The sequence below is a fragment of the Fibrobacter sp. UBA2449 genome (assembly GCF_002342555.1).
Classification (GTDB): domain Bacteria; phylum Fibrobacterota; class Fibrobacteria; order Fibrobacterales; family Fibrobacteraceae; genus Fibrobacter.
On the sequence record NZ_DDQF01000018.1, the window covers coordinates 29,959 to 43,213 of the forward strand.

The 13,255-nt window shown below is 49.6% G+C and carries 10 protein-coding genes; 3 read left to right on the top strand and 7 right to left on the bottom strand.

What is annotated here, in order from left to right; genetic code table 11:
• Positions 1–33: 33 nt before the first annotated feature.
• The 3 genes from B4B27_RS11395 to B4B27_RS11405 are packed head-to-tail and all read right to left on the bottom strand — an operon-like array spanning position 34 to position 4,132.
• On the bottom strand, positions 34–1,218 hold the full coding sequence (locus B4B27_RS11395; RefSeq protein ID WP_290726598.1) for a hypothetical protein: 1,185 nt from the start codon (positions 1,216–1,218) through the stop codon (positions 34–36).
• 13 nt (positions 1,219–1,231) lie between these two features.
• Positions 1,232–2,257 carry a hypothetical protein gene (locus B4B27_RS11400; protein ID WP_290726600.1) on the bottom strand — a complete coding sequence of 342 codons (1,026 nt, stop codon included), beginning with the start codon at positions 2,255–2,257 and terminating at the stop codon, positions 1,232–1,234.
• Between the two features lie 3 nt (positions 2,258–2,260).
• Entirely contained in the window at positions 2,261–4,132 is a 1,872-nt protein-coding gene (locus B4B27_RS11405; protein WP_290726602.1) for a glycoside hydrolase family 43 protein, read from the bottom strand.
• Positions 4,133–4,351: 219 nt separating this feature from the next.
• Between B4B27_RS11405 and B4B27_RS11410 the strand changes: the two genes are divergently transcribed.
• A complete protein-coding gene (locus tag B4B27_RS11410; protein WP_173381808.1) occupies positions 4,352–5,422 on the top strand; it encodes an HD domain-containing phosphohydrolase in 1,071 nt (356 codons plus the stop codon).
• Positions 5,419–9,396: a response regulator gene (locus B4B27_RS11415; RefSeq protein ID WP_173381807.1), complete on the top strand. Its 3,978-nt coding sequence runs from the start codon at positions 5,419–5,421 to the stop codon at positions 9,394–9,396. The genes B4B27_RS11410 and B4B27_RS11415 overlap by 4 nt, the downstream gene beginning before the upstream one ends.
• Before the next feature lie 2 nt (positions 9,397–9,398).
• On the opposite strand, the gene B4B27_RS11420 is transcribed toward B4B27_RS11415, so the two are convergent.
• The 4 genes from B4B27_RS11420 to B4B27_RS11435 form a co-directional block, all read right to left on the bottom strand.
• The gene (locus tag B4B27_RS11420) at positions 9,399–9,656 is read right to left on the bottom strand and encodes a zinc ribbon domain-containing protein (RefSeq protein ID WP_290726605.1); all 258 of its coding nucleotides are present in this window, start codon (positions 9,654–9,656) and stop codon (positions 9,399–9,401) included.
• A 99-nt stretch (positions 9,657–9,755) separates the two neighbouring features.
• On the bottom strand, positions 9,756–10,553 hold the full coding sequence (locus tag B4B27_RS11425; protein WP_290726607.1) for a hypothetical protein: 798 nt from the start codon (positions 10,551–10,553) through the stop codon (positions 9,756–9,758).
• A 123-nt stretch (positions 10,554–10,676) separates the two neighbouring features.
• Complete coding sequence (locus B4B27_RS11430; RefSeq protein WP_290726610.1) at positions 10,677–11,489, bottom strand: hypothetical protein; 813 nt, start codon at positions 11,487–11,489, stop codon at positions 10,677–10,679.
• Positions 11,490–11,608: 119 nt separating this feature from the next.
• Positions 11,609–12,610, bottom strand: coding sequence for a class II fructose-bisphosphate aldolase (locus B4B27_RS11435; RefSeq protein WP_173372107.1), 1,002 nt, complete (start codon positions 12,608–12,610; stop codon positions 11,609–11,611).
• Positions 12,611–12,806: 196 nt separating this feature from the next.
• On the opposite strand from B4B27_RS11435, the gene B4B27_RS11440 reads away from it, so the two are divergent.
• Positions 12,807–13,255, top strand: a 449-nt coding sequence (locus tag B4B27_RS11440) for a hypothetical protein (protein WP_349678251.1), incomplete at its 3' end; no start/stop codon positions are given.

Consider the following 13,255-nt stretch of genomic DNA (forward strand, 5'->3'; position numbering starts at 1 on the left):
TTCGTATTCCATTTTTTTTAATCCTTGCTTCGATTAGAAGCCGTTTTCTTCTTGTTCCGCAATTCTGCGGTTTGCCGCATTACAGTCTATCTCGTTGTTGTGTCTCCCGCCATGTGCATCTATATATTCGAATCGCATGGGTGGAGTGGATGTTTGGGCCTTGCTAAGAACGAACATGCCGAAAGCGCCGGCAACAGCCATGATAATCATTTGCAAGAAGACCTTTAAAAAGCCAATGATGAACAGTACAATTGAACATGCGACACCGACACACCAAATTATTGCAAAGAGCGAGAAAACGAATCCTGAAAGTTTACCTATGACTTTGCTGTTGCCGATAACCGTGGTAATCATTCCAATGAGAACCGTTATGCCTGAAATGGCAAATCCGACATTTATGGTCATTTGCTGTGGCGTTATTTTCATCCCTCCCAACAAAAGGGCTGCAGAAGCAATTACTATGGCAATAATTGTAAAAATAATCGGCCTCCAGACAATAAGCTCGGCTCCCGGTTCATCGGATGTGTTTATTCTATTCTTAAATATGCTCATTCCGCAAATCTGAATTATAACAGCTATCAAGAAACATAGCAGCAACAAGATGAGCATGCCCCATCCCAAAGCATCTGTATCAAGCCACCAGAGAATGTCCGTGCCCAGATTGTAAATGCCAACAATCTCAAGAGAAACGGCACCAAGCAGTGATAGTACAGCTACAATTGTAAAAGGAGCTAAGTCCGCTAAAAACGCTGATGTCAAAAAGATTACAAGTAAAATAATAATAGCGATGAACGGAGTTGTCGAATAAAAGAATCGGCAAATAGGGGTGTGCATGTTTTTGTGCTTGTTGACGAAGTCCACTGCGTCTTCCGGGTTATCCCCGAACATAAGAGCATCGGCTACAATGAAATATTTTTTCCCATCAATGGTGACGGTTGCAAAACTTGCATTGCGGCTTTTGTCTTTGCCGATTTTTTCGGATAAGTAGTTTAAAGTCGTGTCTTTTTTGTTGATGTGGACTATAGTCCCATTGGCGAGTGCAAAAGCCTTTTTGCCGAGCTTGTATGTTTCCTTCTTGTCTTTTTTATTTTTTTCTTTCGCAATTTCATAGACGGTGACAGAATCTCCGCGAAGAGCATCGATAATATATGCAGCCTGATTCTGAGCTTGGCTGAAGCCAAAGACGAGCATTAAAATTGAAATAAATATTTTATTCATCGTGATGTATCCGTTACTTGTTTTTTTCCTGTTGGGTGGTATCTGGAACTACGCCGACCCCGTCAACGCTTTCATCAAGCTTGGGCGTGCTTGCGGCGGGCTCTGATTCCTTGGGCACGTTGCTCAGGGATTCCTTGAGGCTCACGAGTTGGTGCGCAAATTCGTTGCACCGGCTGTTTTCGGGGAGATTGATTTCCCAATCGAGCGTGCCGTTGTGGAAGACTGGGAGAATTTGCCATATAGTGTTGTACGGGCAGTGGTAATTCGACATGTACGTGACTTCAAGACCTTTTCCGTCCATTCTGTATAGGAATTGTCCGTTCCATTTGACGAATCCGCTCATGTAGCGGATTTCCTTTACGTCGCCGATTTTGCCGCTCTGTTCAAAATAATTCTTTTGGGCAAGCATGTAGTCTTCGACTGCCAGTTTCATCTTGGCGGTAACTCGTTCACCGTTGTTCCATACAATCTCATAGGTGGTATATCCGTTATAATTCAACATCACGACGTGGGAAATTGTGAAAATGAGAGCCAATGCGGGCATCCATGATTTGGACTCGTATTTTTTCCCCGTCTTTCGGTTCCTGTACTTGCCGAGTGAGATTTTCCACAAGTCCTTCAGGAAAAGGAATACAATGACAGCGCTGCAGGCAAAGGCGACAGCGCATACCGCGGCAGGAATCGCGATTCCGTTATGTTGAAAGATGAGGTAGACCATTTTGTAAAACAGTCCGCCGAAAACCAGGTAAAGTGCACCGCGAAGGGTTCTGCCGCTGTTAGTACAGTGTAAACCGGTAAAACCGAGAAGGAGTGCTAGCCAGAATATTTTAAGGCCGGGCTCCTTTGACTTGTGATGGTGGTGTCCTTTTGCGGTTTTTGTTTCGGGCTTGGGCGTTTCTGCCTTAATTTCGGGCTTGATTTCAGGTTCGGATTCGTTTTCCGGTGAATCTTCCGCTCCGTAGTTCGGGTTCGGTGCATCGCACCAGAGGCACTTGGGCATGTCGTCTTCGTATTTTCGCTTGCATTTGGGGCAAATCATCTTTTACCTTACGCTAATCTTTAAAATTTTCGATGTCCCGTTTTCAAACAATTCTTTTCGAATATATAGACCTTGCACTTGCGGTTTTCCTTCAAGAACCTGTCCATGGATAGTGAAGTAAATTGTCTGCACGGGCAATCCCGAGAATTCGAGGTCACGGGTATTCAGGCTGCGTTCGACGATGCGAGTCGTGGTATCGGGTTCCTTATAGGGCTTGTCCGGGTCATCTACCACAATCTTGATTTTGGCTTGGCTCTTGCATCCGGTCTCGTTCGTGTAAACGACAGAGTAGTAACCACTAAAGTCGCCGTCCACGTTCTTGAGCGAGTTTTCGCGAGTCGTCGACTTGAATCCGTTAGGGCCTTCCCAGTTCCAGATCTTGCCGTCCCAGGGGTGCGGACCGAACTGCACCGTAGCGCCCTTCGCAACCTTCAGGTCGAGCGTTTCGTTCCAACCGCCGTCATCTACCTTCACGTAGGGGACAATCTTCGTGCCGCTGCAGGGGCCTACCACCTTCTTCCCGTCGCACACGCCGATGGAATCGGGAATATCGATTACCCGCGGTTCAAAATCCGGCGTGGGGAAGGCCTTCATGAGTTTTGCTGTCTCTTCGGCAGTGACCGGCAGGATGGTGCCGTGGCGGGGCGTAAACGCTCCGCTCGTCTTGGTATCCTGTACGAACTTGAAATTTTCGAGGTCGGGGCTGCTTGTGAACTGGTAATGCCCGTTCATGTAGCAGTCATACATGAGCACCCAGGAATTCTGGTTGATGAGCTTGAAGACTCCTGCACCTTCTACGGCCTCGGTCGTCTGTTGCAGGGCCTTGCTCGGCTTGCTCCACTGCGAACCGCTGGCGGCTCCACTCTTGGGCATGAGCGAACTTGCGGTCACCTTGCAGATGCCGCCGTCGCCTTCGTTCTTGTAGAAGGCGTGGTAAAACTTGTCGACCGGGTTGTAGACGATGTCCATGTCAATGGTCGATTTTCCGCGGTCAAAGAAGTGCTGCGGTTCGCCTTCCAAATCGGTGAAGTCCTTGTTCGAGTAGGCGAAGAATACCTTGTCGTAGCTGATGGTGCCATCGTTGGTCAGGAGGGAGAAGTACACGAGTGGGCGGCCCTTGGTGCCGTCGCCGTTGTCGTAGGTGTCGTCCCAGAACGTTTCGGGGGCCCAGACGCGGGTCACGTTCGCGAAGTTCTTTCCCTTGTACTTGTCCGGGAAATGCACCGTGCTGTGTTCCCAGTTGATGAGGTCGCGGGAGCGCATGAGCACCATGCCGCGGTTGCTTGCCCAGCCCTCGGCGCTCTTCATGTCGGTATTCACCATGTAGAACCAGCCGTCGGGAGCGCGCAGCACGTGCGGGTCGCGGAGCCCCTTCTTGATGCTTACCGTGTCGGCGGCCACCACGCGCTTTCCGTTGTTCATGGCGGTAAAGCTGTAGCCGTCGTTACTCAGTGCGTAATAGATATTCTCGTTGTCGTTGGCCGGGAAATACGCAAAAAGGTAGTTGGAGTAGGGTTCGTACCCGTGGATAGAGACCTTTAAAGGCACGTCCTGCGTCTTTGCGCTCAGGCCGTCGTGAATAGTCGCCGTGAGGGTCACTTGCTTGTTTTCGCCCACAAACCTGCCGTTGATATGGCCGTCGTGGGTGAGGAACAGCGTGTCGCTGCTTTTCCAGGTGATGGGGAAGGTTTCCCCGGCAAGCTTTATGGTGTCGAGGAGGGTGAGGTCGGTATACAGGTCGTTGGCCGAGTTGCCCAGGCTCCGGCTAACGCTGTCGACAGAGCGCCAGAAGGGGGTAACATCGACTTGTGCAGAAACAGCGCCCGCACAAAAAAGAAGCACTATAATTTCCTTTTTTACCCAAACCTTGACCATCTTGGACTCCTTTTTTCGCTCTTTAATATAATTTAATTCAATTTGGCGTAATCCCCGTCGTAGTTTTTTGTATTTACAAATTATCAACGTAAAACGCAACAATAAAGTAAGTTTTTTGTAATAAAGCAAAGTCTGTCAAGGCATTACGTTTTTTCCCTTATTCCACTTTGGAATAAAACAGGCTGTCTTATTTCGTTTTTTGAACATATATTTGGGCTTATGGAACAACCCCGTGCCAAAATTTTAATTGTCGACGATACAAAGACGAATATCGAGATCCTGGAAGGCGTTTTATCATCCCAGTATGATGTCTATGTGGCCAAAGACGGCAAGAAAGGTATATCGATTGCCGAAAAAGTACACCCCGATATTGTCCTTCTCGACGTAATGATGCCCGAAATGGACGGCTACGAAACGCTAAGCGTCATGCGAACCAAGGAAGACCTTAAGGATATCCCTGTTTTTTTCTTGACAGCCAAGTCCGACAGCGACAGCGAACAGACCGGCCTCGATCTCGGAGCGGTGGACTACATCGCCAAGCCCTGCAATCCGCAACTTGTGCTCCTTCGTGTTAAAAACCAGCTCGAATACAAACGCCAGCGAGACCACCTGCACGAACTTGTCGACGAAAAAACGGCCGATTTACGCAAGACCCTCAAGGTGATGCTTACAAGCCTCGGTTCGCTTGCCGAATTCCGCGACCCCGAAACGGGCGGGCATATCAAACGCACGCAGGTCATTGTCCAGCGGCTTGCAGAAGTTCTCCAGAAGAACCCCAAATTTGCCGAATCGATTCCTTCCATGGAATACGTCGACTACTATGCGACCGCAGCTCCGCTACACGACATAGGGAAGGTCGGCATCGAGGACGAAATCCTGCGCAAGCCGGGAAAACTCAACGACAGCGAACGCCAAATCATGAGTCAGCATCCCAAGATGGGCTATGACGTTCTCATGAACGCCACGCATGAACTCCATGACAATCCTATGGTAAAGATTGCTGCCGATATCGCATGGGCTCACCACGAACGATGGGACGGGGAAGGTTACCCGCGCAAGCTCAAGGGAGACGAAATCCCGGTAGGGGCCAGGCTCATGGCGGTCGCCGATGTTTACGATGCGCTCGTATCCAAACGCCCCTACAAGGATCCCTATCCGCACCAGTATGCGGTCAAGGAAATTCAAAACGGGAAGGGCACTCAATTCGACCCCGATGTCGTGGATGCATTTATCAGCATCGCAGACGAGCTCCCCCAAACCTACGAACAGTTCAAGGATAATTCATTTTGACGAGAAGTGCCGCAAACGCAAAGCGCCGAAAGCTGAGCTGGCGCATTTCCTTTGTCTATACGATTCCGATTATCATCGCAACCGTATTGCTCGTCTTTGCATTTCTCTACTATCTCGAAAATTCCCTGATTTCTACAGCCTACAGCAGTTCCGAAATCGCCCTAAAACGGACCGTCGAGACCTGCGAGGCGCTCATTTCCAAACGTCAGGAACTCTTTTCAAAATTCGTCTCAAACGCATCCGGAATCAACAAGCAGAACGCAAAGTCCATTCTTCAGAAACACCTGCAAGGAAACGAAAAACATGTAGATGTCTATTTCGGTTCCGCCGACGGCGAATACATCAGCGCACGGGGCAACACGCTTGACAAAGGTGTTTCTGAATTCAGAACCAAAGACTGGTACCTGGAAGCGTCGCGAAACAACGGGCTTGTGGCCATCACGGGGCCCAATTTCCGCAAACCGAACAACAAGAAAGTCCTGACACTTTCCAAAGCCATCCGAGACAAAAGCAAACATGTGAAGGGCGTCGTGGCCGAAGATGTGGAAACGCAGGAACTGGAGCAGACGCTCAGTAGCGGCGTCGACAAGAACGAAGGCGGAATCATCCTCCTGCTCGACAACAACAGCAACATCATCGAGCATTATCCCGAGCAGACGAACCTTGGCAAAATTGACCTGGACAGCATTCGCACGCTTCTCGACATGGTTTCGAGCGATTTCGACGTAGACTCCCTCATGATGTATGGGAAAGGCGTAGTCCTCCGCCTGGAACGCACCAACAACCATAGGCAGAGCTTCGTCTTCATGATGTCGCCCATGAGCAAGTCGCCTTATTATGTCGTGCGCATTCTCCACCAGAACTCCGTCGTCGCGAAATTCAACGAACGGTTCCAGGGAATCAAGCTGACACTCATTCTCGCGGTCATCATACTGATGCTCCTTGCGGGGCTTATCGCCCGAGTCCTTTTCAAGCACTTCATCGAAAAGGACTTGAACGACAGCGTGAGTTCCAGTTCGCTTTTCGATACGCTCCTGTCGAGCCCGAATCTGAGGCTAATCCTTACAAACGAATCCTTCGACATTCTGCAGGCGAGCAGCACAATTATCGATTTCTTGAACGACGGTGAAGATATCAAGGGAGAAACCCTTTGGAAATACATTCCGTCCGAGCAGTTCAAGAAATTTGCACACCGCGTGGCGATGGGAGGCGAACTGCACCCCAGCGAACGCCAGACGATGGTGATGATCAAGAATTCGAAGGGTGAAGAATTCTGGTGGAAGATATTCTTCCAGTTCCTTTCCGAAGCCGACGGCAGCATCCGCTACCTCTTCATGTTGAACGATGAAACGAGCGGCATCCAGAAAGACACCATCCTTGACACCATCATGCTTTCGGCCGACCGCTCCCTGCTCATGATTTTTGACCGGAGCCGACATATCAAGTACATGTCAAAGCAACTTGGCGACATCTTCGGCATGGACTGGCAGAACCTGTTGGGATTCTCCCTCAACGACCTTACTTCGTGCGGTTTCCCCGACAACGTGATGGAAAAATTAAACGAGGCGTTCGACAAGCGCGAAATCTGGAAGGATTCGTTCATGCTGCCGTCCAAGAACGGCCAGAGCGAAATCTGGTTCCGCGGCGAAGCCGTAACGCTCAAGGCCCAGGAATCTATCGTGGGCTACATGTTCTCGATGACGGACATTTCCGAAATCATGGCCGCTCGGGAAATTGCAGAACAGGCCACCCAGGCAAAGAGCGAATTCCTCGCCAACATGAGCCACGAAATCCGCACCCCGATGAATGCGATTATCGGCATGGCACACCTTATTTCGGAAACGGAATTGAACGAGCGCCAGCGCGGTTTTGTCGACCGCATCAGCCATGCGGCAAAGTCCCTGCTCGGCATCATCAACAATATCCTCGACTTCTCGAAAATCGAAGCCAAAAAGCAGGAACTCGAAGTCACGCAGTTTGTTTTGCAGGATGTCATCAGCGAAGTGGCATCGCTTGCCGAAGTGCGAATCGCCGGCCGACCCATCGAACTGATTGTCGATGTGGACCCGGACATCCCCGAAACTCTCATGGGCGACCCGTTACGTCTTTCGCAGATTTTCACGAACCTCGTGAACAATGCGACAAAGTTCACCGAGAAAGGCGACATCACGTTGAAAGTCCAGATCGAAAGCATGACCGACAAGAACGTGCGCCTGGCCTTCAGCGTGAAGGATACGGGCATCGGCATGACGCCCGAACAGCAGGGGAGGCTATTCAAGGCCTTCACCCAGGCGGACGGTTCCACGACCCGCAAGTACGGCGGCACGGGACTTGGGCTTGTCATTTCCAAATCGCTCGTGGAACTCATGGGCGGACAGATGCAGGTCGAAAGCGAACAGAACGTCGGTTCTCGATTCTTCTTCACGATTACCATTCCGATAGCGCCCCAGGCGAGCACGCCGAAATGGAAGAGCGTCAATTCGTTTGCCGGCAAGAACGTGTTGCTGGTGGATGATTGCGCAAACGCTCGCGCCGTGTTGCGCCATATCCTTTCCAAGTTGAACTGCGTGGTCGAGGAAGCCTGTTCGGCAGCCGAGGCGTTCGACCTTATCCAAGCCCACGAAGAAGCCAAGGAAGCCCCCTACGACATCTTCCTCGTCGACTACAAGATGGGCCTCGAAACCGGGTTCGACTTTGCAAAGGGAATCCCGCAATCCATGCGTTCCATCCCGAAAATTCTCATGCACCCGCTCCACTTCGAGGAACAGGAGCATGACACGGCTGTCAAACTCGGCTATAACAGTTGCGTTGCGAAACCGCTACAGATCAGTTCGCTGCTCAGCGCCCTGCAAGAAGCCACAGGTCTGACGCTTACCTACCGAAAGGCCGTCAAGAAGGAAAAACGCAAAATTTATTTCAAGCCGGCGAAGGTCCTGCTCGTGGAGGACAACCAGATGAACCAGGAACTGGCGACATCCCTCCTGAATTCTGTCGGGCTAACCACGATGATTGCGAACAACGGCAAGGAAGCGCTCGACCTCCTGAAACCGAATTCCTTCGATCTGGTGCTTATGGACCTGCAGATGCCTGTGATGGACGGCATTACGGCGACAAAGGAAATCCGAGGCAGGGGAGAGGAGTATTTCAAGAAAGTCCCGATTCTTGCCATGAGCGCCCGCGCATTCCAGAAAGACAAGGAAGAATGCTTCGAGGTCGGTATGAACTCCTATATCGTGAAGCCGATCGACCCGACCTTGCTATACGAGGACTTGGCCAAGTTCCTTCCCGTTGCGGCCGAAGAAGCAGAATCACAGCGGACAGTCGTTTCGACCGGCAAGAACCAGATGGCCGAAGACGATTCGATATTTGTGTCGCAGTTCTCCAAGGTCAGGAATTTCGATGCATCTTCCGGTCTCTACCATGCGAACAACAACAAGACCATTTACTTGAGAATCCTGCAAGGCTTTGTTCGCGATTATGCAGGACTGGACCTGCGCAAGAAAATTGAGACGTCCAAATTCGAAGAGGCGACGCGCATTACCCATACCATCAAGGGCCTTTGCGGAACCATCGGCTCCACGCATGTCCAATCGCTCGGTGCAGCCGTAGAAAACACCCTATCGCAAAAGCAGCGTAATTTTGACGAATACAACGCATTTGAATCAGCGCTCCACGAATTGATCGAAGACCTCTCGGTTGTGCTTAAGGATATCGCCACAGAACAGGCGACCCCGGCGCAAAAAGTTGCAGATCCGAATGCGGTTGAAAAACTGAAAAAAGCCCTCGAAGAATTGAAACCGGCCGTTGATTCCTGTTCATCGACACAATGCAAGCGCATTCTGGATTCCGTCGAAAATCTCGCATTCAGCGACCAGGTCAATGACCTGATCACAAAGCTCGTTAACCAGATTGACGACTACGAGTTCAGCGAAGCCGAAGACACCATCAAGGAAATAGAGAAAACCTTCGCGTAAGGCTATCGGGCTAGAACCATTGCAGCGACAAACGCGAGCGCCACAATTACCGCAGCCGCGATGGCGAACGGGTTCGCCTTTTTCTTCTTGTTGCCGTATTCGTCCGTCCCGAATTCATTCTCCAAAATTTCATCGTAATCCGGCGTTTCGAGGTCGGTAAATTCTGCGCCTTCCTTCCAGCCGGTATTGGCGTCGCTCCCGCAATGCGGGCAGAACGTGGCGTTGTCTTTTAGTTCGGAATGGCAGTGAGGGCAGAGCATGATGGTGTGAAGTGTGGAGTGTGAGGTGTGTAATGGGGGATGATTTTGTCATGCCCGCGGCTTGTAGTGAGCATGTCGAACTAAGGCGGGCATCTTCGTTTATTTCGTGAATTTATAACGGCCGAGCAGATCAAAATAGCGTGCCTTGGGAGAGATTTTGACGGGCTTAACAGTCTTGCGGATAGAGGTGGTTCCTTCGGTTTTTGAATAATAATGTATCGTTATGAATCCATCGGAATAAAATGACAACGAATAGCCGTCGTTCATGGGTTCGTAAGTAATCGTATTGGCGATTGTTCCATTTTTGTTCAGTTCAAGACATTTGTCGCTTTCCGTGCTGCTTACATACAATTTTGTATTGGACAGCGATGCCGAATTGTCCTTCCCGGAGTATCTGTTGATGACCACGGTATCGCCCTTGTTGATGATTTCCTCGAAAATTTCTTGACCGAAATCCAGATCTTTTGTCAGAACGCTTGCGGACTGACTTGTCACCTTTATGGTCTTTTGGTTCCCCAAGACTCCCTGGACATAATAATTCTCGAAAATAAATGTGGTATCTCCTGAGATGGAATCCTTCATGAAATACTCGATGCCCTGTTTTGTCAAGGTGCTTTCATCCTTGTTCCAATAGTAATTCATTGTGGAGGTCGAGCCGCTTTCTTTCTCGAAAAATTGGCTTCTGCTCACTTTGCCATTGGAGTATGTGTATGTTTGATTGTAAAGATTTGGCGAGATGACGGAATCTAATTGGAGTCCGCTATCTTCAATCATGTAGTAACCAGCAATCTCTTTGAAAACGGCGTCTGTGCAAGTGTTAGCTGAAACTGTGGTACTTATCGCGAATGCACTAGCAAAAAACAAGGCGATAAAATTGCTTTTTTTGAGTTGTTCCATTTTTCCTCCTATTTAATTTGCTTTAAATATAACAAAAAACCGCCAGGCATGTGCCTAACGGTTCCATCGCTTTTTGTTTGAATCCTATTGACATCGCACCCGCAGTGGGGGCAGAACGTGGGATTATCTCGTGTACTTATAACGGCCCAGCAGGTCGAAGTAGCGGGCCCTGGGGGAGATTTTGACGGGTTTGACTGTTTTGTGGAGGGTGGTTGTGTTTTGTTTTACATTTATAAAATAGGTTTCAGTATAATTATCCCCTTTAGATTGTATTATAGAGAATCCATTTTCGCCGGGCTTGTATAAAAAAGTAGATAGAAGATTATTTTCTTCATCGTATAGTTCACATTTATAATTATCATCTAGATCCGCAACATAGAATCTTTCTTCTGTTCTTGAAGAATCAGTATTATAGTTTACAGTTCTTGAATCAATAAGAGAATCGTTTCTGAAAAACATTTCCAATAGTTCTGAATAAGAAGAATTTTTTAGTTCTTCACTTAAATAATTTGGAGCAATCCTAATTAATTGAGTATATTCAAATTTTCCCTTATAATACGTTTTAATATCATACAATAAGGTATCTTGTGTTTTTTCTCCAGATACGATGTATTCATACCCTTCGTTCTTCAATACGGTCTCGTTGGTATCATTGTAAAAAATCCAAAAGGCAGGTGCATGATTTTCATTCTTGAAATCCGCACGGACTTTTTCAATAATTCCATTGTTGTATATATATTTTTTCCCTTTCCAGGAGCTGCTGTCATCGTTTATATAAACTGAATCAATGCGAACGAAGCTTTCACGATTGAATATCATCGGTGATTGGTTCTGATAGACGGCATCCGTACACGTGTTTGCCGAAGCTGCTTCATTCAAGGCGAAAACGGCGGCAGGAATCAAACAGAAAAAATTGCTGGCACGGAATGAAAACATGGTAACTCCTTAATTTGCTTTAAATATAAAAAAACACCCCGGATAGTTCCGAGGTGTCCTAAGCTTTTGGCTTGGATCCTATCGGTCGCTGCGCGACCTCCAGGATGACAAATCAAACATTACAGCTTGTTGTTGGAACCAAGAACGTCGACGATCTTGTGTTCGTACATCTTCTGCATGTTTTCGCGAGCCGGCTTGAGGTACTGGCGCGGGTCGAAGTGTTCCGGATGTTCGTCGAAATACTTACGGATAGCGGCAGTCATGGCGAGACGGCTGTCAGAGTCGATGTTGATCTTGCAAACAGCGGACTTGGCAGCTTCGCGGAGCTGTTCTTCCGGAATACCGACGGCATCCGGGAGCTTGCCACCGTGGGCGTTGATGGTGTCCACTTCGTCCTGCGGCACGGAAGAAGAACCGTGGAGCACGATCGGGAAGCCCGGGAGCTTTTTTTCGATGGCGTGGAGCACGTCGAATGCCAAGGGAGGCGGAACGAGCCTGCCAGTCTTCGGGTCGCGAGTGCACTGTTCCGGCTTGAACTTGTAAGCACCGTGGCTGGTACCGATGGAGATAGCGAGGGAGTCGCAGCCCGTACGGGTAGCGAAGTCGATCACTTCTTCCGGCTTGGTGTAGTGGGATTCTTCAGCCTGGACTTCGTCTTCCACACCGGCGAGCACGCCGAGTTCAGCTTCGACGGTCACGTCGTGCTGGTGAGCGTATTCAACAACCTTCTTGGTGAGGGCGATGTTGTCTTCGTACGGAAGAGCGGAACCGTCGATCATCACGGAAGAGAAACCGTTGTCGATGCAGTCCTTGCAGAGTTCGAAAGAGTCACCGTGGTCGAGGTGGAGCACGATTTGCGGATTGGCGCAGCCGAGTTCCTTGGCGTATTCAACAGCACCCTGGGCCATGTAGCGGAGGATGGTGCCGTTGGCGTAGTTGCGGGCACCCTTAGAGACCTGCATGATCACCGGAGACTTCTGCTTCACAGCAGCCTGCACGATGGCCTGCATCTGTTCCATGGTGTTGAAGTTGAAAGCCGGGATAGCGTAGCCACCCTTAACAGCCTTTGCAAACATTTCCCTGGTGTTCACCAGGCCGAGTTCCTTGTAAGAAACTGCCATTTGTTTTACCTCTTGATTCTTTGGCGACTTGCATCGCCGGTTAAAAGTTACGGGGCTAAAGATAGCATTTTCACACTGTTTTGTCCACCAATTTCGTCGCCGTTCCGCGCGTGCCTGTCCGGTTTTCTTGTTTTTACTTGCGCACCTTGCGCCATGAATGTATATTAGTGTAGGTGTCTGGTTTTAAGGAGTATCTATGCTTTTCAAGAGAAGCTTGCTAGCGTTGTCGGCCATTGCCCTTATGGCGGTATTTTCGCATGCCGAGGTCACCTACACGCTCCACAAGTCCGCGAACCCGACTGCCGACGAGCAGGACGCCTACAAGCGCATTACGGCCGTGATGGATTCGGCGGTCAAGCTCTACAACACCTACTCTAACCTTTCCAAGTTCATTAACGTCTACTACGCGCCGGGAGTGCCCACGGCCGAGGCCAGCAGCAACGGCGACCTCCGGTTTGGCGAGAACCGCAGTTATATGGTGGTGCCCACGGCCATGCACGAGATGGCGCACACGCTTGGCGTCGGGACCACGTCGGAATATGCGGCAACTTGCGTGGACGGTGTGTTCAGGAACGACAAGGTCCAGGCGAAACTCCGTGAAATGGACGGCCCGAATGCGGAACTCCATTGCGACCGTCAGCATAT

Excerpts from the sequence above, each read along its gene's own strand:
- B4B27_RS11405 (WP_290726602.1), bottom strand. The coding sequence starts at position 4,132 with ATGGTCAAGGTTTGGGTAAAAAAGGAAATTATAGTGCTTCTTTTTTGT.
- B4B27_RS11400 (WP_290726600.1), bottom strand. The coding sequence starts at position 2,257 with ATGATTTGCCCCAAATGCAAGCGAAAATACGAAGACGACATGCCCAAG.
- B4B27_RS11425 (WP_290726607.1), bottom strand. The coding sequence starts at position 10,553 with ATGGAACAACTCAAAAAAAGCAATTTTATCGCCTTGTTTTTTGCTAGT.
- B4B27_RS11430 (WP_290726610.1), bottom strand. The coding sequence starts at position 11,489 with ATGTTTTCATTCCGTGCCAGCAATTTTTTCTGTTTGATTCCTGCCGCC.
- B4B27_RS11395 (WP_290726598.1), bottom strand. The coding sequence starts at position 1,218 with ATGAATAAAATATTTATTTCAATTTTAATGCTCGTCTTTGGCTTCAGC.
- B4B27_RS11410 (WP_173381808.1), top strand. The coding sequence starts at position 4,352 with ATGGAACAACCCCGTGCCAAAATTTTAATTGTCGACGATACAAAGACG.
- B4B27_RS11435 (WP_173372107.1), bottom strand. The coding sequence starts at position 12,610 with ATGGCAGTTTCTTACAAGGAACTCGGCCTGGTGAACACCAGGGAAATG.
- B4B27_RS11420 (WP_290726605.1), bottom strand. The coding sequence starts at position 9,656 with ATGCTCTGCCCTCACTGCCATTCCGAACTAAAAGACAACGCCACGTTC.